The 22418-nt window shown below is 69.7% G+C and carries 18 protein-coding genes; 16 read left to right on the top strand and 2 right to left on the bottom strand.

All coding sequences use genetic code 11. The annotated features are described in order from the left end of the window. Positions 1-27: 27 nt before the first annotated feature. Positions 28-1371 (top strand): MFS transporter, encoded by a 1344-nt coding sequence (locus BLQ73_RS06830; RefSeq protein ID WP_176955312.1) that lies wholly within the window; start codon positions 28-30, stop codon positions 1369-1371. Between the two features lie 101 nt (positions 1372-1472). Here BLQ73_RS06830 and BLQ73_RS34485 read toward each other — a convergent pair whose 3' ends face one another. After that, the gene (locus tag BLQ73_RS34485) at positions 1473-3134 is read right to left on the bottom strand and encodes a glycosyltransferase family 2 protein (RefSeq protein ID WP_093169420.1); all 1662 of its coding nucleotides are present in this window, start codon (positions 3132-3134) and stop codon (positions 1473-1475) included. 253 nt (positions 3135-3387) lie between these two features. Between BLQ73_RS34485 and thrC the strand changes: the two genes are divergently transcribed. The 5 genes from thrC to BLQ73_RS06860 all read left to right on the top strand — a co-directional run bounded on the left by thrC (position 3388) and on the right by BLQ73_RS06860 (position 10243). Beyond that, positions 3388-4446 (top strand): threonine synthase, encoded by a 1059-nt coding sequence (gene thrC / locus BLQ73_RS06840; RefSeq protein WP_093169422.1) that lies wholly within the window; start codon positions 3388-3390, stop codon positions 4444-4446. Positions 4447-4597: 151 nt separating this feature from the next. Continuing rightward, positions 4598-5512, top strand: a complete 915-nt coding sequence (gene thrB / locus BLQ73_RS06845) for a homoserine kinase (RefSeq protein ID WP_093169424.1) — start codon at positions 4598-4600, stop codon at positions 5510-5512. A 456-nt stretch (positions 5513-5968) separates the two neighbouring features. Next, positions 5969-7984 (top strand): transcription termination factor Rho, encoded by a 2016-nt coding sequence (rho, locus tag BLQ73_RS06850; protein WP_093169426.1) that lies wholly within the window; start codon positions 5969-5971, stop codon positions 7982-7984. Between the two features lie 253 nt (positions 7985-8237). After that, positions 8238-9545 carry a sensor histidine kinase gene (locus BLQ73_RS06855; protein WP_093169428.1) on the top strand — a complete coding sequence of 436 codons (1308 nt, stop codon included), beginning with the start codon at positions 8238-8240 and terminating at the stop codon, positions 9543-9545. A gap of 53 nt (positions 9546-9598) precedes the next feature. Next, a complete protein-coding gene (locus tag BLQ73_RS06860) occupies positions 9599-10243 on the top strand; it encodes a response regulator transcription factor (RefSeq protein ID WP_093169430.1) in 645 nt (214 codons plus the stop codon). 226 nt (positions 10244-10469) lie between these two features. Here the strand turns inward: BLQ73_RS06860 and BLQ73_RS06865 are convergent, their stop codons facing one another. Continuing rightward, a complete protein-coding gene (locus tag BLQ73_RS06865) occupies positions 10470-11618 on the bottom strand; it encodes a hypothetical protein (RefSeq protein ID WP_093169432.1) in 1149 nt (382 codons plus the stop codon). A 283-nt stretch (positions 11619-11901) separates the two neighbouring features. Here BLQ73_RS06865 and rpmE point away from each other — a divergent pair, with 283 nt between their 5' ends. The 10 genes from rpmE to BLQ73_RS06915 all read left to right on the top strand — a co-directional run bounded on the left by rpmE (position 11902) and on the right by BLQ73_RS06915 (position 22395). Continuing rightward, a complete protein-coding gene (gene rpmE, locus BLQ73_RS06870) occupies positions 11902-12120 on the top strand; it encodes a 50S ribosomal protein L31 (protein WP_093169434.1) in 219 nt (72 codons plus the stop codon). Positions 12121-12222: 102 nt separating this feature from the next. Next, positions 12223-13275 (top strand): peptide chain release factor 1, encoded by a 1053-nt coding sequence (gene prfA, locus BLQ73_RS06875; protein WP_093169437.1) that lies wholly within the window; start codon positions 12223-12225, stop codon positions 13273-13275. A gap of 7 nt (positions 13276-13282) precedes the next feature. Continuing rightward, positions 13283-14137, top strand: a complete 855-nt coding sequence (prmC, locus tag BLQ73_RS06880; protein WP_093169439.1) for a peptide chain release factor N(5)-glutamine methyltransferase — start codon at positions 13283-13285, stop codon at positions 14135-14137. Positions 14138-14148: 11 nt separating this feature from the next. Next, positions 14149-14814: an L-threonylcarbamoyladenylate synthase gene (locus tag BLQ73_RS06885; protein ID WP_093169441.1), complete on the top strand. Its 666-nt coding sequence runs from the start codon at positions 14149-14151 to the stop codon at positions 14812-14814. A gap of 93 nt (positions 14815-14907) precedes the next feature. Beyond that, positions 14908-17874 carry a hypothetical protein gene (locus BLQ73_RS06890; protein ID WP_093169443.1) on the top strand — a complete coding sequence of 989 codons (2967 nt, stop codon included), beginning with the start codon at positions 14908-14910 and terminating at the stop codon, positions 17872-17874. A 10-nt stretch (positions 17875-17884) separates the two neighbouring features. Further along, entirely contained in the window at positions 17885-18259 is a 375-nt protein-coding gene (locus BLQ73_RS06895; protein ID WP_093169445.1) for a hypothetical protein, read from the top strand. 87 nt (positions 18260-18346) lie between these two features. Continuing rightward, a complete protein-coding gene (locus tag BLQ73_RS06900; RefSeq protein WP_093169448.1) occupies positions 18347-19666 on the top strand; it encodes a serine hydroxymethyltransferase in 1320 nt (439 codons plus the stop codon). A gap of 64 nt (positions 19667-19730) precedes the next feature. Continuing rightward, positions 19731-21545, top strand: a complete 1815-nt coding sequence (locus BLQ73_RS06905; RefSeq protein WP_093169451.1) for a glycosyltransferase family 4 protein — start codon at positions 19731-19733, stop codon at positions 21543-21545. Positions 21546-21674: 129 nt separating this feature from the next. Next, a complete protein-coding gene (locus tag BLQ73_RS06910; protein ID WP_093169453.1) occupies positions 21675-22094 on the top strand; it encodes a Cg1360 family ATP-synthase-associated protein in 420 nt (139 codons plus the stop codon). A gap of 85 nt (positions 22095-22179) precedes the next feature. Beyond that, positions 22180-22395, top strand: a complete 216-nt coding sequence (locus tag BLQ73_RS06915) for an AtpZ/AtpI family protein (protein ID WP_176955313.1) — start codon at positions 22180-22182, stop codon at positions 22393-22395. Positions 22396-22418 lie beyond the last annotated feature (23 nt).

The raw sequence follows: 22418 nt of genomic DNA on the forward strand, positions 1-22418 counted from the left end.
GATCTCTCGCCTGGGATGATCAGCTTTATGCCGGATTCATCCGTAACTCGGCCGCGACGGCTTCTCGGCCTCCACCTCGCGGACGGGGTCACCGGGATCAACCTGACGGCCTGCCTGTCGCTGGCCTTCTTCTCCACGATGGTGATCTCGTTCATCCCCTCGGCCCAGCCGTTCATCCTCACCGAGGTGCTTGGCATGCCCTCGGAGGAGAAGGGCCGCATGGTCGGCCTGCTCGGCGTGGCCGCGGAGATCGCAATGATCGCCAGCCTGGCGTGGTACGGCGCGCTCGCCGACCGGTACGGCCGCAGGCCCGTGGTCCTGGCGGGTTTCACCCTGTGCGCACTCGGGGTCGCCCTGTTCCCGTTCGCCGGAAACGACACGGTGCTGGTCGCGCTGCGCGTCGTGTTCGCCCTCGGCGTCGCCGCCCTCACGACCATGCTGTCCACCGTCGCCATCGACTATGTGCGTGACCGGTCGCGCGGGAAGTCCTACGGCCTCATCGGCGTCTTGAGCGGCCTCGGCGCGCTCGTCGCCGTCCTCGGCCTCGTGCGCATCCCCCAGAGCCTCGAAGCCGGTGGCATGTCCCCGGTCACCGCGGCCAGGGTCACCTTCGGCGCCGTCGCCGCGGGGCTGCTGGTCGTCGGCCTGCTGGTGTGGCGGATCATGTCCAAGGCCGCGGTCAGCGCGAAGGCGCCCCGCATCCCGCTGCACAAGCTGGTGGCCGAGGGCATCGCGCTGGCGAAGGACCCCGGCGTCGCCCTCTCCTACGCCGCCGCCTTCGTCGCCCGCGCCGACCTCGCCGTGATCGCGGGATTCATGACGCTCTGGGTTCAGGACTACGCCGTCAACGAGCGGGGGATGTCCGCGGTGGAGGCGCTCGCGCGCGGAGGCATGATCGTCGGTATCGCGCAGACGGCGGCGTTGCTGGCCGCACCGTTCTTCGGCTGGCTCGGCGACCGCATGCAGCGCCAGAACGTCGTCATCCTCGCCCAGACCGTCGCCGCGCTCTCCTACCTGTCCACCCTGCTGGTCAGTGACCCGCTCGGGTCGGGCATGCTGATCGTCGCCGTACTGGTGGGGGTCGGCGAGATCGCCGGCATCGTCACCGTCGGCCCGCTCCTGGCCCAGCAGGCCCCCGCCGACGTCCGCGCCTCGGCGTTCGGCGTGCAGACCTTGTGCGGCGCGGCGGGCATCCTCACGGTGTCCGCCCTCGGAGGACTCCTGTACGACCTGTGGCGCCCGGCCGCGCCCTTCGTGATCTCGGGCACACTCGGACTCATGGTGGTGGCCTTCGGCCTGGTCGTCCGCCGCCGCGTACGACCCCACGCCGACTCGGACGCCGCGCCCGCTCCTGCGCACGCGAGTAGCTGAGCCGCTGAGCCCCTGAGCCGACCGCTGAGCCGCGTCAGGGGCGGTCCAGCGCGAGGGGGCTCGGTCCAGCGCGAGGGGGCTCCAGGTGCGCGGGGCGCGCTTCAGAGCCGCCGCATCGCCTCGCGCGCCCTGTCCAGCCAGCCGCCGGACCTGCTGGAGGCGGGGGTCGAGGACCCGGTCCGCCGCGGCGCGGACTGGGGGGCGGACCGCGAGGCGGGGGCGGCGGTGTCCGGCGCCGCACTGGGCGCGGAGCCTACCGAGCCGCCGCGACCGCCGGTCGTGGAGGCTTCCGACGTCGGGGCGGCTGTCGCGGGAGCGGCCGGCGTGGAGGCCCGGGCGGGCCAGTAGTCCTGCATCGCGCCGTGCCGTACGCCGTGCGTGGCGCGGATCACCTCGTGCCGGTCCCGGCCGGGGCCCGCGAGAAGCAGGGCGCGGCCGAGGGCCTCGGTGCGCTCCAGCCGTGCCGTACGCCCGTCCGGCAGGTCGACGACGAGCACACCGGGCCGTTCCTTCTGCACGGTCGCGATCATCTTCTCCAGCGTCCCCGCCGCCGGCGGGACGTCGAGAGGACCGACATACCTGTACGGCACGGGCGCGGGAGTCGGCGCCGCCTCGTCCCGCAGGCGCACCCGCTCGTCGTGGGCGAAATGCTCCCGCATCACGTGCAGGTCGAACGAGGGGTCGGTGAGCACCGGACGGCGGCCCTCCGGGAGCGCCGACCAGGGAGCCACCAGCGTCACGACCACATCCTGGAGCGACCCGGTCAGCGCTGCCCCCACCGCCTCGCGCACGGTGTCCTCCGCCGCGTCCCCCACCTCGAACACGATCTCCACGTACGGCACGAGCCACCGCCGTCCCGGCGCCTTGCGCAAATCCCGGCGGAGTGGCACCCGGTGGGCGAGGTACGGCTCGACCGCCCGGACCGCGCGCTCGGGCGCGAGCCGCTGCGCGGGCAGGCCGAGGTGGACGGCCTCGGCGGCCTCGTCGGGGACGAACACGACCCCGTGCATGGCCAGCCGGTAGGCGAACTCGGTGTCCTCGCCGCGGAGCACGCGCGGGTCGAGGCCGCCCACCGCCTCGAACACGTCCTTCCTGAGCGACACCGTGGGCCCCGTGCACACGTGGTAGGGGTTGCGGCTGGCACGCAGGCCGTCGAGGCGGGCGATGGTGGCGGTGGTGGAGCTGGGCACGAGGGTGTCGGCGGGGAACAGCGTGGAGAGCGTCCCCATGCTGACCGCGTCGTGGACGTCCTCGGGCGATGGCGGCATGGCGTTGGTAAAGCTCTTCATGCCGATGGTCACGAGATAGTCCGTCTCGTGGTGCCATCGGGCCAGCGCCTCGATGTGTTCGCGGCAGATGACCATGTCCGCGTCGAGACGCTGTATCAGTTCGCCGTCGGCGGCGCGGACGCCGGTGTTGACCGCGTGGGCGATGCCCCATCCGCCGTTCTCCGCGGCGACGATGCGGGTGCCCTCGGGCCTGATCTCGGGGAGGCGCAGGGGTGGCGTGCTGCCGTCATCGACGACGATGACCTCCATGAGATGCGCGGGATAGGTCTGGGCGGTGAGGGCGGCCAGGGTCGTATCGAGCCTGTTCTGCCCGGAATGTGCGGGAATCACCACGCTGACCGTGCGCGAGGGGGTCCGTGCGCCGATCGCCGGCGGGGAGAGCGGGGAGTAGTCGTTGTGCTTGATCAGTGGCCGGTCCCGGGGCTCGTAGGGCGGGGAGGACGGCGAGGTGGGGGTGCTCACTCCACCCGTCATGATCAAGTTTCTCCTCTGCTGATAAGCCGGATTCCGTGGTATTTGCGGTGACCGTACAGATTGATGGTGACCTTTCCCAGTCAAAGACTATTCACCGATTGGCGCAGCGCGCGGTAACGATGAGCGGGTGGAGGAGAGCGCCCGCCAAACCTGTTTCCCACGGGGTGCTGCCGATGGCCGTAGACTCTGACCGCAAACGCAGCAGTAGCGCGCCGACGACCTCCGCAGAGAGCCGGGCGCAAAAGGAGCGATCATGACCAGGGCGTGGCGTGGCCTCATCGAGGAATACCGTGACCGGCTTCCTGTGAGCACGACGACGCCGGTGGTCACCCTTCTGGAGGGGGGCACACCGCTGCTCCCCGCACGCAGGGTGTCCGCGTTGACCGGCTGTGACGTCCATCTCAAAGTAGAGGGCGCCAACCCCACCGGCAGTTTCAAGGACCGCGGCATGACCATGGCCATCAGCAAGGCCGTGGAAGAGGGCGCCAAGGCCGTCATCTGCGCCTCCACCGGCAACACCAGCGCCTCGGCCGCCGCCTACGCGGTCCGGGCCGGCCTCACCTGCGCGGTGCTCGTGCCCCGAGGCAAGATCGCGATGGGCAAGCTGGCCCAGGCGCTCGTGCACGGGGCGAGGCTCCTCCAGGTCGAGGGCTCCTTCGACGACTGTCTGGAGATGACGAGGAAGCTGTCGGAGAACTACCCGATCGCCCTGGTCAACTCCGTCAACCCCTACCGCCTGCAGGGGCAGAAGACCGCGGCCTTCGAGATCGTCGACGCGCTCGGCGACGCGCCCGACGTGCACTGCATCCCCGTCGGCAACGCGGGCAACATCTCGGCGTACTGGATGGGCTACCGCGAATACGAGAGCGACGGGACGGCGACCCGCGCCCCCCGCATGTTCGGCTTCCAGGCCAGCGGGGCGGCCCCCATCGTGGGCGGCGCACCCGTGACGCACCCCCAGACGATCGCCACCGCGATCCGCATCGGCAACCCGGCCTCGTGGGGCCTCGCCGAGGCGGCGCGTGACGAGTCCGGCGGGGACATCCAGGCCGTCACCGACCGCCAGATCGCCGCGGCCTACAAGCTGCTCGCGCAGGAGGAGGGCGTGTTCGTCGAGCTCGCCTCGGCCGCGAGCGTCGCCGGCCTGCTCCAGGCCCGTGAGCAGGGGGCGCTCCCCTCGGGCCTGCGGGTGGTGTGCACGGTGACCGGCAACGGACTGAAGGACCCCGACTGGGCCATCTCAGGTGCGCCGTCCCCGGTGACGATCCCGATCGACGCCCACGCGGCGGCCGTCGCGCTCGAACTCGCCTGAGTCGGCGCGGCCGTTCACGGGTGAACGGCACGGCCGTTCACCCGTCCACCCGCTTGTCAGCGGGTCAGTTTCACCAAGTTCATCCAGTTCATCCAGTTCATTCGTTCCAGAGTGATTCCCATCGTTCGACGTGATTTTTTCTGAGGGGACAATGCCCGACAGCACAACCGTCGTCGTTCGCGTGCCCGCCACATCCGCCAACCTGGGCCCCGGCTTCGATTCGCTGGGACTGGCGCTCACGCTCCACGACGACGTCGAGGTCACCGTCTCCGGGAGCGGCGGCGTCGAGGTGGAGGTCGAGGGCGAGGGGGCGGGCGACCTGGACCTCGGCGAGGGCCACCTCATCGTGCGTGCGATGTCCGCCACGTTCGCCCGGGTCGGCGTCGAGCGCCCTGCGGGCATCCGGCTCCGATGCGTCAACCGCATTCCGCACGCCCGCGGCCTCGGCTCCTCCTCGGCCGCGATCTGCGCCGGCATCCTGGCCGCGCGGGCGCTCGCCGCCCCGCGGCTGACCGACGACGAGGTCTTCGCGCTGGCCACCGAGATGGAGGGCCATCCCGACAACGTCGCGCCCTGCCTGTTCGGAGGGCTCACCGTCGCCTGGACCGAGAGTTCGGGCATGCCGCGCGTCGAGAAACTGGTCCCGCACCCCGGCCACCGGCCGGTGGTGATCATCCCGCAGGAGCGGCTGTCCACCGAGGTCGCGCGGGGTCTGCTGCCCGACAAGGTGCCCCACGGCGACGCCGCGGCCAACGCGGGCAGGGCCGCGTTGCTGGTCGCCGCGCTGCTGCGGGAACCGAGGAGTGATCTGCTGCTGGCCGCCACAGAGGACCGGCTGCACCAGGATTACCGCGCGCCTGCGATGCCGGACACTCTAAATCTGGTAAAACGTCTGCGCGCGATGGGTGTCCCGGCGGTCGTCTCGGGGGCGGGTCCGACGGTCCTCGCGTTTTCGTCTCCGAATTCGCAGGATTTGATCGCGTCTGTAGTGGGTACTCCCTGGCACATCCAGCCACTGGACGTCGAAAATGCAGGTTCGCACGTTCGGTCTCCCGAGACACGCTGATCCTCATAGACCTTCAGGGAATAGCTGTGTGCGCTGGTGATGTTAGGCTGATAGCCGCATCAGATGCCCCCTTGCTGGGTGCGTGCTGGTCAGCTTCACATCGCTGCACCGTGCGTCACGGCGGTCTCCCTGAGTTCATTGCCTCCGGTTGGCCCACATCCGGTTGGCGCGGCGAGAGCCGGCGTTTGAGGGGACTTGCGCGTTCGAGTCTTTCGACATCTGGTTGGCGGTACCACCCCGGGGGGCAACCTCCGGACCCCCACCGCTGGCGAATCTCGACGGTGATCCCATGAACGCACCTGTTCCTGACTGTGACGACCGTCCTGCGGGACGGCCGAGCAGCACGGTCGCACCTCCGAAATTCGTCCAGTCCGACCCGGTCTGTCCCGCCGGGTCGCATCAACGGGACGTCTGACTGATCACATCCGGCGCCCGACCCCTGGGAAGGACCCTTAGTTGAGCGACACCACAGAACTCCTCTCCGACACCGGCGCAGCCACGCAGCCGGCAGCCGGTGACACCCCTGCACGCGCGACCAGGCGCCGTCGCTCCGGCACCGGGCTGTCGGCCATGGTGCTGCCCGAGCTGCAGGCGATGGCCTCCGGCCTCGGCATCAGCGGGACCGGGCGCATGCGTAAGAGCCAGCTCATCGCCGCGATCCAGGAGAAGCAGGGTGTTACCGGCGACGGCGGCACGGCCGTCGGCACCGAGCGCTCCTCCAGCGAGACCACCGCCGCGGCCCCGGTCGCGAGCGCCAAGGCCGAGCCCGCCGCGTCCGCGCCCGCCGCGCCCGAGCGGGAGCGGCCGACGCGCACCCGTCGTGAGCGCACCCGCGCCGTCGCCGAGCCGGTGGCCGAGCCCGTCGCCGCCGAGCCCGTGGCGCTCGTCGCCGAGCCGGTCGCCGAGCAGCGGGAGACCCCGCACAGCGAGTCGAGGTCCGAGCGCGGCGACGGCCGTCGCGAGCGCCGCAGCCGCGACCGCGGCGACCGTGCGGACCGCGGCGAGCGCGGTGACCGGGGCGACCGCGGCGACCGCGGCGACCGTGCGGACCGCGGCGAGCGCGGTGACCGTGCCGACCGCGGCGACCGTGCCGACCGCGGCGACCGCGCCGAGCGGGGCGACCGCGCCGACAGGTCCGAGCGTGGCGACCGCCGCGACCGCGGCGACAGCCGTACCGACCAGCGCGCCGCCGACATCGGCGACCGCGGTCAGGGCCGCGACCAAGGCCGCGGCGAGCAGGACGACGACCGCCGGGGCCGGCGCGGCAGGTTCAGGGAGCGCAACCGCCGCGGGCGCGACCGCTTCTCCGACAACGAGCCGATGATCGCCGAGGACGACGTCCTCATCCCGATCGCCGGCATCCTCGACATCCTCGACAACTACGCCTTCGTGCGCACCAGCGGCTACCTGCCCGGCGCCAACGACGTCTACGTCTCGCTGGCACAGATCCGCAGGCACGGGCTCCGCAAGGGCGACGTCATCACCGGCGCGGTGCGCCAGCCGCGCGACGGCGAGCGGCGCGAGAAGTTCAACGCGCTGGTCCGCCTCGACACGGTCAACGGCATGGACCCCGACCAGGGGCGCAACCGGCCCGACTTCAACAAGCTCACCCCGCTCTACCCGCAGGAGCGGCTGCGGCTTGAGACCGAGCCCAACATCCTCACCACGCGCATCATCGACCTCGTGTCGCCGATCGGCAAGGGCCAGCGCGGACTGATCGTCTCCCCGCCCAAGGCCGGTAAGACGATGGTGCTGCAGGCCATCGCCAACGCGATCACCCGGAACAACCCCGAGTGCCACCTGATGGTCGTCCTCGTGGACGAGCGTCCGGAAGAGGTCACCGACATGCAGCGGTCGGTCAAGGGCGAGGTCATCCACTCGACCTTCGACCGTCCCGCCGAGGACCACACCACGGTCGCCGAGCTCGCCATCGAGCGCGCCAAGCGCCTCGTGGAGCTCGGACACGACGTCGTCGTGCTGCTGGACTCGATCACCCGTCTCGGCCGCGCCTACAACCTGGCCGCTCCCGCCTCGGGCCGCATCCTCTCCGGTGGTGTCGACTCGACCGCGCTCTACCCGCCGAAGCGCTTCTTCGGCGCCGCGCGCAACATCGAGAACGGCGGCTCGCTGACCATCCTCGCCACGGCCCTCGTCGAGACCGGCTCCAAGATGGACGAGGTCATCTTCGAGGAGTTCAAGGGCACCGGCAACGCCGAGCTGAAGCTCAACCGGTCCCTCGCCGACAAGCGCATCTTCCCCGCGGTCGACGTCGACGCGTCCGGCACGCGCAAGGAAGAGATCCTCATGTCCAAGGACGAGCTGCAGATCGTCTGGAAGCTGCGCCGGGTGCTGCACGCGCTCGACATGCAGCAGGCGCTGGAGCTGCTCCTTGAGAAGATGAAGGAGACCAAGTCCAACGCGGAGTTCCTGCTCCAGGTCCAGAAGACCACGGTGAGCTCCGACCGCGACTGACCGACGGCACGACGCCAGGGCGGACCGCGACCCGCGGTCCGCCCTGGCGTCGTTCAGGCCGCGAACGGTAAACGATTCCCGCGTGTGATCTACCAGCAGTTGGGTTATTCCTAGGTCGAGGATGCCCGTCCGCTCCCCTTCCACCGTGTTTCCCGGACAACAGCCGCACACCGGGCCCCAGCCGGGCGGAGCATACGTCTCATCGCTGAAGCCTCATCGGTGAAGTCCCATCGGCAGACGAGGGAGTGGACGCATGACTGCCGACACGGCGGTGGCCGGTCAACCGCCACTACGGGCCAGGGTGCCGCTCGGACCGAACGGGCCGCTCGGCCTGCTCGTCGATCCGGCGACATGGCGGGCGGCATCGTACCTGGTGGTCGGACTCGCTTTCGGGCTCACCTGGTTCGTGTTCCTGGCGGCCGGGCTGTCGCTGTCGCTGCCGCTGATCGTCATCTGGGTCGGGGTGCCGCTCGCCCTCGCCGTCATGCTCCTGTGGCGCCTCGCCGCGACCCTCCACCGGCACCTGATCAGGCTCGCGTTCGGCATGCGCATCGCCTCGCCGTACCGCCCCAGACCTCAAGGGCGGGGCGTTCTGCGGTGGGCGGCCTGGATGCTCGGCGACCCGGCCACCTGGCGCGATCTCGGCTACCTGCTGCTCCTGCTGCCGCTCGGCCTGGTGGAGACGGTCGTGTCCCTCGTGCTCTGGGGGTGCGTCGTCGGGCTCATCGGAGCACCGCTGTTCATCGTGTTCCACAACAAGGTCACCCTTTTCAGCGGCGTCGTCATCGACTCGTGGACCGAGGCGCTCGTGGCGGTGCCCGCGGGGATCGCGGTGCTGGCGTTGACGGTGTACGGCGTGCGCGGCATGGCCTGGCTCCACACCACGCTCGGCCAGGCCCTCCTCGGCCCTGACCAGGCCCAGTTCGCCGAACGCGCCGAACACCTCAAGGTCAGCCGGGCCCGCGGCGTCGACGCCACCGAGACCGAGAGGCGCAGAATCGAGCGCGACCTTCACGACGGCGCCCAGCAGCGCCTGCTGACCGTGGCCATGGACCTCGGCCGCGCCCAGGAGAAGATGGCGGACGACCCGCAGGCCGCCTGGGAACTCGTCGCCCAGGCCCACCTCGGCGCCAAGGCCGCCATCGCCGAACTCCGCGACCTGGCCCGGGGCATCTACCCCGCGATCCTCACCGACCGGGGACTCGACGCGGCGCTGTCGGCGCTCGCCGCCCGCGCGCCCGTCCACGTCGACGTCACCGTCGACATCGTCGAACGCCCGCCCGCCGCCGTCGAGAGCATCGCCTACTTCATCGTCGCCGAATGCCTCACCAACATCGCCAAGCATTCGCGGGCGACGGAGGCGTCGATCCTCGTCGGCCGGGACGGTGAACAGGTCGTCGTCGAGATCCGCGACAACGGCGTCGGCGGCGCGGCGGCGCAGGAGAGAGGCGGACTCGCCGGACTCGCGGACCGGGCCGCCACCATCGACGGCATCCTCACCGTGTCGAGCCCGCCCGGCGGTCCCACGCTCGTCGAAGCCCGGCTTCCCTGCCAGTGGTAACACCGCGACCGGTAACACCGCGACGGTGGCGCCGCCGGGGCTAGTCTGGCGATGTGCGTGTCGTGATCGCCGAGGATTCGGTGCTGTTACGCGAAGGGCTCGTGCGCCTCCTCGCCGACGGGGGCATCGAGACGGTCGCCGTCGTCGGCGACGGGCCCGGCCTGGTGAGAGCCGTTCACGATCAGCGGCCCGACCTCGCCTTGGTGGACGTCCGCATGCCGCCGACCCACACCGACGAGGGGCTGCGCGCGGCGCTCGAAGCCCGCGCCGGGCAGCCGGGGCTGCCGATCCTGGTGCTGTCGCAGTACGTCGAGGAGAGCTACGCCACCGAGCTGCTCAGCGGCGGCTCGGCGGCGATGGGCTACCTGCTGAAGGAGCGCGTCGCCGACGTCGCCGACTTCCTCGACGCGATGCGCCGGGTCGCCGCGGGAGGCACCGTCATCGACCCCGAGGTCGTCGTCCAGCTGCTGAGCCGGCGCACCCGGGAGGACCCGCTCCACCTGCTCACCGCGCGGGAGCGCGACGTGCTCGCTCTCATGGCGGAGGGACGGTCCAACACGGCCATCGCCGCGCGTCTCGGCGTGTCCGAGGGAGCGGTGGAGAAGCACATCTCCGGGATCTTCACCAAGTTCGGTCTCGAACCGGCCGCGGACGACCACCGCCGGGTGCTCGCCGTCCTGACCTTCCTGGGCCGCTGACGGGCGCGGCCTTCCCACCTGGAGTTCCGCGGAGAAAGCGGAGACGGCGGAGTAAGCCGAGAAGCCGGAGAAGCCGGAGAGAGCGGTACGGCGGGAGCCCGGGGTGCGGGCTCCCGCCGTACAGGTGGCCTGCGGTCGCCGCGGCGCGCGGCGACCGCTCAGCGCGACGTCATGTCACCGGCGGACCGGCACGCGGTGCCCCACGACACCCGTGCCGGCCTCGGTGTCATCGAACGCCGACGTAGACGGCGCGAGAGGTCTTACCGTAGGTGCGGCTCGTGCCGATGACCTTCACGCGGTAGTGCCCGACCCTGGCCTTGACCTTCTTGCTGAACTCGCCCGAGCCTTTCGTGCCCGTGGTCGTGATCAGCTTCCAGTCGGCGCCCTTGCGCTTGTGGTAGACGCTGACCAGCTTGTTCCTCCAGGGGGAGTCGCTGCGGTAGACCGTGCCCGACACCCTGACGTAGGCCTTGGCGAGCCTGCTCTTCTTCACCGAGCGCGGCGTCACCTTGAAGACGATCGAGGAGCTTACCTTGCCCGCCGACCCGCGGACGACGGTGAAGCCCCTGGTGCCCTTGACGCTGTCGTCGCCGCGCTTGGCGGTGACCTCCAGGGTCCAGTCGCCGGTGGTGGTCGTGCCGTCGAAGTAGACCGAGCCGCGGTAGATACCGTCGTTGTCGCGGTTCGTCAGCTCACCGACGTCGTACCACTCGTCGGAGTCGTCGCTCACCAGGCGGCCGGTCACCTTGCCGGCGTCCTTGCGCACGCCCTTGACCTCGGCCTTCACACTGACCTTGGTGTCCCGGCCGGTGCGGACCGCCACGGGGTCGGGGGAGACCTTCGCGGCGGCGACCGCGATGACCGGGTCGACGGTGATCTCCTCGTCGCAGGCGCCCGAGGCGGAGCCCCCGCGGGTGGGGGCGACCTTGAGGACCCACTTGCCGTCCTTGTCATCCTTCGTGATTTTGAAGGTGGTGGTGACCTCGGCGACGCCGACGGAGGCGGTCCCCTTGTTGGCGTCGGTGATGGTCGGCGGCTCGGGCAGCTTGAAGTCGGTGAGCTTCACCGGCGCGGCGGCGCCCGCCTTGGTGATCTCGGCCGCCAACGCGGTGAGGTCCGGGACGGCCTTGTCGCCGGCGCCCTTGAGCCAGTTGTCGCCGTCCTTCTTCCACAGATTCCGCACTGTCGCGGTGACGGTCACGGTGTTCTCGGTCTTGTGCGGGACGAAGGCGTCCTTGACCTCAAGCTTGGTGATATCCGTCCCGCCGACGCATTTGGCCGCTGCGGTGGCCGGCGCGACGGTGGAGGCGAGACCGCCTGCGAGCACGGCTGCGCCCGTCGCGGCGGCGAGCAGTAACCGTGTGCCCCTCTTCATGATGTCTTGCCCCTTACATCAACTAAGTGATGGGATGTTACGGTTTGGGCACCGGAGCCTAGTGTGACCGCAGTGATGGCGCTACACGTTCGCGGGAATGTGTGTAGGGAATGCTCCGTGGCCTGGGATGGTTCAACCGTCTGGCACACTGGTAGCCGAACCGCAGCGGGACCGGTTCCCGCCCGCCGGCCACGATCGGGGGTTCGCCCCCGGCGGCCCCACGGCCTGGCAGTGGAGGGCGCGGGCGACCCGGCGACCGCGACGTCGAGAGGAAACCTCAGTCATGAAGCGCGACATCCACCCCGATTACGTGGTGACGCAGGTGACCTGCACCTGCGGCAACTCCTTCACCACCCGCAGCACCGCCAAGAGCGGCGCCATCCGCACCGAGGTCTGCTCCGCTTGCCACCCGTTCTACACGGGCAAGCAGAAGATCCTCGACACCGGCGGCCGGGTGGCCCGCTTCGAGAAGCGCTTCGGCAAGAAGGCCGAGAGCAAGTAGCTCGCTTCAGGCGCCGACCCGGATCCACCCCCGCAGAGCGCGGGTGCGCCGGGTCGGCGTTCTTGGTGATGAGGGGCATTTTCCGCACGGGAGGGACGCAGGGTGAATCTCGACGAGCTGCTGACTGAACACACCGAGCTCGAACTCAAACTGGCCGATCCCGGCGTGCACGCCGACCAGAACAAGGCCCGTTCCCTGGGGCGGCGCTACGCGGAGCTGACCCCGATCGTCGCCACCTATCGCGAGCTGTCGGGCGTCCGCGAGGACCTCGCGGCGGCCAAGGAACTGGCCACCGAGGACCCCGCCTTCGCCGACGAGGCCGCAGAGCTCGCCGCGCGCATCCCCGTGCTCGAGGAGAAGCTGCGCCATCTGCTCATCCCGCGCGATCCCAACGATGACAAGGACATCATCATGGAGATCAAGGCGGGTGAGGGCGGAGAGGAGTCGGCGCTGTTCGCCGGAGACCTGCTGCGCATGTATCTCCGCTACGCCGAGCGCATCGGCTGGAAGACCGAGGTCATCGACGCCCAGCACTCCGACCTCGGCGGCTACAAGGACGTGACGGTCGCGATCAAGGGCAAGGGCGCCGACGGCGTGTGGGCCCGGCTCAAATACGAGGGCGGGGTGCACCGCGTGCAGCGCGTGCCCGTCACCGAGTCGCAGGGGCGCATCCACACCTCGGCCGCGGGTGTGCTGGTCTACGCGGAGGCCGAGGAGGTCGACGTGCAGATCGACCCCAATGACCTGCGCATCGACGTCTTCCGCAGCTCCGGGCCCGGTGGCCAGAGCGTCAACACCACCGACTCGGCGGTGCGGATCACCCACCTCCCGACCGGTGTGGTCGTCTCCTGCCAGAACGAGAAGAGCCAGCTCCAGAACAAGGAGTCCGCGCTGCGCATCCTGCGCGCCCGGCTCCTGTCCATCGCCCAGGAGGAGGCGCAGGCCGCCGCCGCCGCCGACCGCAAGTCCCAAGTGCGCACGGTCGACCGCTCCGAGCGCATCCGCACCTACAACTTCCCTGAGAATCGCATCTCCGACCACCGCGTCGGCTTCAAGGCGTATAACCTCGATCAGGTCCTGGACGGCGACCTGTCCGCTGTCATCCAGGCATTGACCGATGCCGAGATGGCGGAGAAGCTCGCCGCCCATTCCTAGGCTTGCCATGACCTTTCTGCTCGACGAGATCGCGCTCGCGACCGCCCGGCTGGCCGAGGCCGGGGTTCCTTCTCCACGCACCGATGCGGAGGAGATCGCGGCATTCGTCCACGGTGTGCGGCGGGCGGAGCTCCACACCGTCAAGGACGCCGATTTCGACGCGCTGTTCTGGGAGGGCGTCGCCCGCCGCGAGTCCCGGGAGCCGCTCCAGCACATCACCGGCCGGGCCTACTTCCGCTACCTGTCGCTGGACGTCGGGCCGGGCGTCTTCGTCCCGAGGCCGGAGACCGAGGTCGTCGCCGGATGGGCCATCGAGCGGCTCGACGAGATGGACGTCGCCTCTCCCGTCGTCGTCGATCTGGGCACCGGCTCGGGCGCGATCGCGCTGTCCATCGCGCAGGAGGTCGCACTGGCCCAGGTGCACGCCGTCGAGGTGGACCCCGACGCCTACGGCTGGGCCAAGCGCAACATCTCCGAGCACGGCCAGGGCCGGGTCACGCTCCACCCCGAAGACCTCGCCGACTGCCTTCCCGAGCTCAACGGCCAGGTCGACCTGGTGGTCTCCAACCCGCCCTACATCCCGCCGGGCGCCGTCCCGCGCGACCCCGAGGTGCGTGACTACGATCCCGCCCGCGCCCTGTACGGCTCCAGCGCCGACGGCCTCCACGAGGTCCGCGCCGTCGAGGCCACCGCGCGCCGGCTTCTGCGCCCCGGCGGCCTCGTCGCCGTCGAGCATGCCGACGAGCAGGGCCGTTCCGTCTATCTGATCTTCCCCGAGGACAACGGCTGGCGCGACGTCCGCATCCACCAGGACCTGACGCGCCGAGATCGTTTCGTCACCGCACGCTTCGGCCAGGAATAGGATGACAAGCCGTGAGCCGACGTTATGAATGCGCAGATCCCGAGCAGCGCGCCGCCGCCCTGACCGATGCGGCCGCCGCCGTCCAGAAGGGCGAGCTGGTCGTGTTCCCCACGGACACGGTCTACGGCATCGGAGCCGAAGCCTTCAGCCACGCGGGGGTGAAAGCCCTCCTCACGGCCAAGGGCCGCGGGCGCGACATGCCCGTCCCCGTCCTCGTCGGCACCACACTCGCCGCCACGGCCCTCGTCGACGGCCTCGGCCTCTACGGCCAGGAGCTCATCGACGAGTTCTGGCCCGGGCCCCTCACGCTGATCTGCCGCGTCAACCGCTCCCTCACCTGGGACCTCGGCGACACCAAGGGCACCGTCGCCATCCGCATGCCGAACGACCCGCTCGCGATCGAGCTCCTCAAAGAGGTCGGCCCGATGGCGGTGAGCAGCGCCAACCGCACCGGCTCACCCCCCGCCACCACCGCCGCCGAGGCCGAGCGGCAACTCGGCGACTCCGTCGCGGTCTACCTCGACGGCGGCCCCCGCACGGAGAACACGCCGTCGTCGATCCTCGACCTCACCACGGCCGTGCCGCGCCTGCTGCGCAAGGGAGCGCTCTCCGTGCAGAAACTCCGCGGCATCGTCGGCTATGTCGCGACGGACGAGGACTCCGACAGCACTGGCTGATTTATGCAATCTCAATAACTCCTTGGTCATTCCTGGGGACTTAGAGCTTGCCCACGGTTACCGTGAGGTTGGTCGATACTTCCGGGAGAGTCGATGGGCAAGTTCAATGGAATGAATCCCCAGCTTGTCCGGGGACTGCTGGCCGAGGCGAAGAACATGGCCGGCCAGATCAGATCCATTGACAGCCGTGTCACCCAGCTGTTGAGCGCCGCGGGAGTCCCCTCGGGAACACCGGTCAGACCGGCGCAGGTCGCCGACAGCCTTGACGAGATGGTCCGCGATCTCACCGTGAGAGTGGAGCTACTCGAAAAGCGCGAGGAGCAGCAGCAGATCGCCGACCCGCCCCGTGTCGAAGGCCAGTCCGTCGAGGCCACCCCGCGAGACCCCGGGGCTGACAACACGGACAAGGATCAGGACGACACGGACAAAGGCGCGGCCGAAGGCCCGAAGAACGCCACGGACGACAAGGCCAAAACGCCCGAAGGCGGGTCCGGCGGGGGAGACGCGCAGCGCCCCCAGGGCGGGGGAGACGCGAAGGGCGACCGCCCGGAGACCGGGGCGAAGGCCGACGGGGAGAGCGGCAAGCGAGGCGACGAGGCCAAGGGCGACCCCAAGGGGGACGCCAGGTCCGACAAGGAAGCCAAGACCGACCGGGACGCCGGTGTCGGCCGCGACGAGTCCAAGGACACCGCTTCGGGCCGGGACGCGCGGGGCGACGGCGACGCCGCCAAGGACGGCAAGGATTCTGGTGGTCGTGACGAGTCCAAGGGTGAGGCCAAGGACGGTAAGGACGATCGCGGCGAGTCCAAGGGCGAGGCCAAGGACGGTAAGGACTCTGGCGGCCGTGACGAGTCCAAGGGCGAGGCCAAGGACGGTAAGGACTCTGGTGGTCGTGACGAGTCCAAGGGTGAGGCCAAGGACGGTAAGGACGATCGCGGCGAGTCCAAGGGCGAGGCCAAGGACGCCAAGGACGGTAAGGATTCTGGCGGTCGTGACGAGTCCAAGGGTGAACCCAAGGGCGATCGGGACTCCAAGGGCGAGCGCGACCGTGTGGGTGACCTCCGGGAAGTGCCCCAGGGGGATGAGGGTTCCAGGGACGACCGTGACGCGTCGGGCGGTCGCAATGACACCAGGAGTGCCTCTGCGGACGGTCGGCCCGTGGACGGCGGCGACTCCAAAGCCGGCCGGGATGATTCGGTCGGCGACCCCGCGAAGGACGGTGGCAAGGACTCCGGCGGTCGTGACGAGCCGCGAGGCGAGCCCAAGGGTGAGCGGGACGCCGGTGGCGATCGGCATGGCGAGGCCAAGGGCGACCGGGATTCCAAGGGTGAGCGGCTGAATGTGGGCGATGGCTCGCGAGGCGACGGCGGTGGCGACCTGCGGGATGAGCCTCGGGACGATCGCGGTTCTCGCGATGAGCGGGACTCGGGCGGCGACTCCCGCGGGGAGCCCAAGGAAGACCGGGGCGCCAGGGGAGACAGAGACCTCGACCAGCGACGCGATCAGGACGGCGCGCGAGATTCACGCGACTCTCGCGAGAGGTACGGCGACGGCCGGGACGACGTGGGCGCTCCCGAGCGCGACTCGCGGGGCCCGGGCGTCTCGGCGGCATCCGACGGGCAGGACCGCACGGAGGGTGCCTCACGTGACTCGGACGACCGCTCGGAAGGTAAGAGCAGGGAGTCGGACGACAGAGATCGGTCGGATCGGGGCAAGGACCCCGACGACAAGGACCGGTCGGACAGCCGGGGCAAGGACTCGCGGGACCGCGACGGCTCGGAGCCGCGTGGAAAGGACTCCGCCGATCGGGGCGGGTCCGACGGTAGGGGCGGGGATTCGCGCGGCCGTGACCCCGACGGCCAGAACCGGATGGACACTCCCGGTAAGGACCATCCCGATGACCGGGACACCAGTGGTGGCCGACGGGTCGTCGAAGTCGACGGCGTCAAGATAGTCGAACAGCCGATGGGGCCGCCGCCGACAATGGACGAGATTCGCGACATGATGGCCAACGCGAAGCCGATGGAGACGCCGGTCGCCGAGGATCTCGTTCTCAGCGATTACGCGACGGATGCGAAGAACCCCTACTCCGCCGCTGATGGGCCTCCTGGCCGCATCGCCGGTACGCCCGACCCCGGGGTCAAGCCGGACTTCCCAATCCCGGACACGGCGGAGTACGCCGGTGATCCGGGCGACTCGCGCGGTTCGGGCGGCCGTGACGACCGGCCTTCGGTGTCCGACGCGATGGACCGCTCGGGCCTCGGGGAGCGCGCATACGGCGGAGATCGCGGGCTGGATGATGGCGTCCGCAGCCATGGCGATCGTCCGCAGGATCCCGATTACGGGGATAAATCGCGATCTGAGGGTGATGGGGACCGGGAAGGCAAAGGGGAGCGCTCACGGGATCCTGGACGTGATTCTGGAGGTGATGCGTGGGATCGTCGGGATGCTCGGGATGCCCAGGACACGGACTACCAGAATGACCGTCCTGAGAAAGACGATCCCGTCCGGGAGGACTCCGGCGGGGACGAGTGGGCGGGCGACGGCGAGCGGGACTCGAAGGGCGACCGTTCACGCGATCCCGGGCGTGAGCCTGAGGGTGATTCGCGAGATCGCCGGGATGATGCTCGGGGCGCGGGTTACGCAGGTTACGTGGACTATCGGGATGCGGACTATCGGGACGATCGGATCGCCGGTGAGCGGCGGGATGACGACCGGTTCGAGGATCGTCGGCAGGACTCGGATCGATATCGCGACGATCGGGACCGGGGCGAGGAGTCCGAGAGGGGTTCCTCCAAGGACGGCGACCGGGACCGCGATGGGCGGGACCGGGACGACCGGGACCGCGGGGGTTCGGCCAAGGAGGACGGACGGGAGTCGAAAGGCGACCGGGCCAGGGAGCCGAGGGACGGGGTTCCCCGGCCGGGTGAATACGGTAATGACTGGCGCAAAGGTCCGGTGACGGAGCCGGTTTCCCCGCCGGCGCCGGACGGGCTCCGGCTGGCCTCGGACGGCATGGCCACGGTTGATCCACTGGACAGGCGCGGCGTCGAGAGGTAGGGATTTTGCCATGTATGTCGATCCTCCGGCGCCACTGCCACGGCAACCGGGTGAAGAGCCGCCGGGCATACGGCCGAACTCCGGTGCGACGGGGCCGAGAAACTGGCAGTTCAACCCGGAATACCAGAAGCTGGTCGTGCTGTGGTTTCAGGTGATGCCGCTGCTCGACACGCTGGCCGCGTCGCTGGACAAGGCCACGCAGGCGGCCAAGAGCAGCGATACGTGGGATGCGCCGGTCGGCGAGAGATATGTGAACGACATGGCCGAGTGGCGCAACAAGCTGCTGCGCTATCGCCAGTCCGTGCTCACGGCGATCAGCGACGAGGCGGCCGACACCCCGAGGTGGGTGCCGAGGGAGGTCAGTTCACCGCACGCTTTCTCCTGATCCCGGGGCGTCGCCGGCGCCCGCCCGCCGCCTCCGCGGCGGGGCTCGTGAGCCTCCAGAAGTGTGCGGACGGCTTACAGTGGAGAAATGGCCGTCTCTTCGGCAGGGCGATCCGAGCCACCGCTCCAGAGCGCGGTGAGCCCGTTTCGCGGCCCGGATTTCGAGGCGCTGCGCCGACGGGATCCGGACGTGGCCCAGGTGCTGCTGGACGAGATCGAACGGGTCCGAGGCGGGCTCCAATTGATCGCCAGTGAGAATTTCACGTCGCCCGCGGTGCTCGCAGCGCTTGGCTCGACTTTGACGGACAAATACGCGGAGGGTTACCCGGGGAGGCGCTACTTCAGCGGGTGCGAAGTGGTGGACCGCGCGGAAAACCTGGCCGTCGATCGCGCGCTGCGCCTGTTCGGCGCCGATCACGTCAATGTTCAGCCGCATTCCGGTTCGTCGGCGAATCTCGCCGCCTACGCGGCATTGTTGCGGCCCGGGGACGCGATTCTGGCGATGGCGCTTCCTCACGGCGGCCATCTCACCCATGGATCCAAGGTTAATTTTTCCGGTCGTTGGTTCGAAGTCCTGTCGTACGGCGTGCGCCGCGACACCGAGCTGATCGACTATGACGAGGTGAGGGATCTCGCGCTTCGCCACCGCCCCAAGCTGATCGTGTGCGGCGCCACGGCCTACCCGCGGCTCATCGACTTCGGGGCCTTCCGCGGCATCGCCGATGAGGTGGGCGCCTGGCTGCTGGCCGACGTGGCGCACACGGCCGGCCTGATGGCCGGGGGCGCGGTGCCGTCGGCCGTGCCGTACGCGGATGTGGTGACGTTCACGACGCACAAGTCGCTGCGGGGACCGCGGGGCGGGGCCATCCTGTGCACGGCGGAGCTCGCCGGCAAGATCGATCGGGCGGTGTTCCCCTTTGTGCAGGGCGGGCCGCTGATGCATGTGATCGCGGCGAAGGCGGTGGCCTTCGGCGAGGCGCTGCGTCCGGCGTTCCGTGACTACGCTCGGCGCGTGGTCGAGAACGCGCGCGTGCTGACGCGAGCGCTGGACGCGCGTGGCATGCGTCCGGTCTCCGGGGGCACCGACACCCATCTCGCGCTGATCGACCTGAGGGACCTCGGCCTGTCGGGTGTGGTGGCCGAGCAGCGCTGCGCGCTGGCCGGCATCACGCTCAACCGCAACGCCGTTCCCTACGATCGAGAACCCCCCACGGTGACGTCCGGTGTCAAGGTCGGCACTCCCTGTGTGACGACGCAGGGCATGGGGCCGGTGGAGATGGAGGAGGTGGGGGCGCTGGTGGCGCGGGCTGTGACGGAACCGGGGGCGGCCTCGGAAATACGCGAGCAGGTGACCGTCCTAAGCAGTCGATTCCCGGCATATCCGACGAATCGCGATATTGGCCAGTGAATTATGACTAGTTCTGTGTCGTCTTCCGGTCACAGGTGGCCGGAGCATCCGGGAAACTAGGTACGTGCGCGAATACCTCTTGATAGCGCTGGCGGCGGCTGCGGTGACCTATCTGCTGGTCCCGCTGGTCCGCGTGTTCGCCATCCGCATCGGCGCGATGCCGGAGGTGCGCGATCGCGACGTGCACACCAAGCCCACGCCCCGCCTCGGCGGGCTCGCGATGTACGGCGGGTTGGTCGCCGGCCTGATCATGGCCGATCAGCTGAAACACAGCGGCACGGTGCTCGCCGACGACAGGGCGATGTGGGCTCTGATCTGCGCCGGCGGGCTGATCGTGGTGACCGGGTTCCTCGACGACTGGTGGGGCATGGACGCCCTCATCAAGCTGGGGGGCCAGGTCGGCGCGGCGGGTCTGCTGGTCTGGTTCGGCCTGAGTCTGCCGTGGATTCCGGGCCCCAACGGCGACAGCTACACGCTCGACTCCACCCTGAGCACGGTGGTGACGATCCTGGTGGTCGTCGTGACCATCAACGCGGTCAACTTCGTCGACGGGCTGGACGGCCTGGCCGCGGGCATCGTCTGCATCGCGGGCATCGCCATGTGGGGCTACTCCATCGTGCTGTCGCAGGCGGTCTCCAACGGCACCCGCATCAACCTCACGGCCATCATCACGGCCATCCTCATCGGCATGTGCCTGGGGTTCCTTCCGCACAACTTCCATCCCGCCAAGATCTTCATGGGTGACACCGGGGCCATGCTGATCGGCCTCGTGCTCGCCTCCTCGATCGTCACCGTCACCCCGGTCGACCCCGCGGCCATCAACCGCTTCCCGATCGTGCTGCCGCTGCTGCTGCCGATCGCGGTGATGCTGCTGCCGCTGCTCGATCTGACGTCGGCCGTGGTCAGACGCACGTCGTACGGCCAGTCCCCGTTCGCCCCCGACCGGGGGCACCTGCATCACCGGCTGCTGGACATCGGCCATTCGCACCGCCGCACGGTCCTGATCATGTATGCGTGGACCTTCCTGTTCGCGGCGGCCGTGGTCGGTCTGTCGGTCGGTGGTGTCCCGCTGATCGTGTTCCCGGTCACAGTCCTGCTGGCCGTCGGGGTGCTCGTGCTGATGGCGCTTCCGCGCTGGCGGCTGCGCCGCAAGAACGGCGGATCACATGCGATGGGGCATTCCCCCGAACCCGAGCGAGAACCCCGGGCCGCCGCGCGGGATGAGGCGCGGGATGCCGCCTCCGGGGCCCTGGCGCCTCCGGCGCCGAGGTCGGGCGCCCGTCCGCGACCGGTGCCCCAGCCGATGGCGGCGCCCGTGTCCGAGCGGTTCACGCCCACCGAGGACTTGACGCAGCCAGCGAGGCGGCGTCCGCCGTCCGCGGGCCGTCTGCCGAGGAGCCGGGTCTACGAAGGCCCTCCGCCCCACACGGGGCAGATCGCCGCCGTGCCGAAGGCCCCGGGCCCGCAGGAGGGGCGGCCTGCCGCGCCGTCCGCCCCGGAGACCGGGCAGATCGCCGCGGTGCCGGGCCGCGCGGTCCCTCAGGGCAGGCCGGAGGACGGCGACGCCGGCGCGCCGCGGACCGCGGAGCATCGGGGAAGACCCGAGGGAAGCGCCGCCGACGTGCCGCGGGCCGCGGGGATGCGAGGCCGACCGGCCGAGGATTCGCTCGGCGTGCCGCGGGCTGCCGACGGTCACGGAAGGCGTTCGGTGCCCCAGCCGCACAGCGGTGACACGACGGGGCCCGTGCCGAAAGTGATGCCGACCACAGATTCCACCGATCACGGTTCGAACGCGGACTCCGTGGAACTTATCGATGACACGGCAGTCTTCCCTGCTTATCGGGATTCGCGCTCGACTCCGCCCCGGCGTATCCCCTGACACGTTCCTCGAAACGCCAGGTAAAAGCAGCCTTCACTGAGCTTGTGATAGCTTTCACGAATAGGAACCCCACGTGAACGGCCCTGTGGGGTAGCAAACGCTCGCTTGACAACTCATCCTGGAGCACCGATGCAGGCCAACGACGTGCGCGTCCTCAAAAGCGCCGCGCTGCCCACGCTGGCGGCAGGTGTCGTCGCGGTTCTCGTGGCGGTTCTTCTGGGGGGTGCCACGGCGGCGTTCGGATCCGGGATCGCTCTGGGGCTGGTCGCCCTTTTCTTCACAATCAGCCTGGTCGTGGTGTCGTGGGCCGGCCGGGTCTCGCCCATGGCGATGATGACCGCCGCCGTTCTGAGCTATGTGGTGAAGGCGTTGGCCCTGATCATGCTGCTCAGGACGTTCGAGGGCGCCACGGCCTTCGATCCCCGGGCCTTCGGCTGGACTGTGATTGCGCTCACTGTGGTGTGGACCTTCGGTGAGATGCGTGGCTTCATGAAGTTGAAGATGCTCTACGTCGACCCTGAAGGCCGAGTCCCTGGGCAGGGTGGCTGAATGACCGGGCGTATGATTTCGGCAGCCGGCGTGACGGGGTCCGATATGACTAGTCCTCACCGCGCCTGCTATCGTCGTGCCCGCGATGAGCGAGCAGAAGCGTCGGCCAGAAGACGACGGCCGCGACTTTGCCAATGCCGCCTGGTCGATACCCAGCTACGTGCTCTCAGGGATCATTGTCTACGGCGGTATCGGCTGGTTGCTGAGCCGCTGGACTGGCGTGGTCGCGTTCACCCCGATCGGCCTGATCCTCGGCGTCGTGCTCTCCGTCTACCTGGTCTATCGGAAGTACGGACGCTGACGCTCGGCGGTGATCGCCTTGTC

Origin of the sequence: Sinosporangium album, from assembly GCF_900100605.1 — a bacterium.
Taxonomy (GTDB): domain Bacteria; phylum Actinomycetota; class Actinomycetes; order Streptosporangiales; family Streptosporangiaceae; genus Sinosporangium; species Sinosporangium album.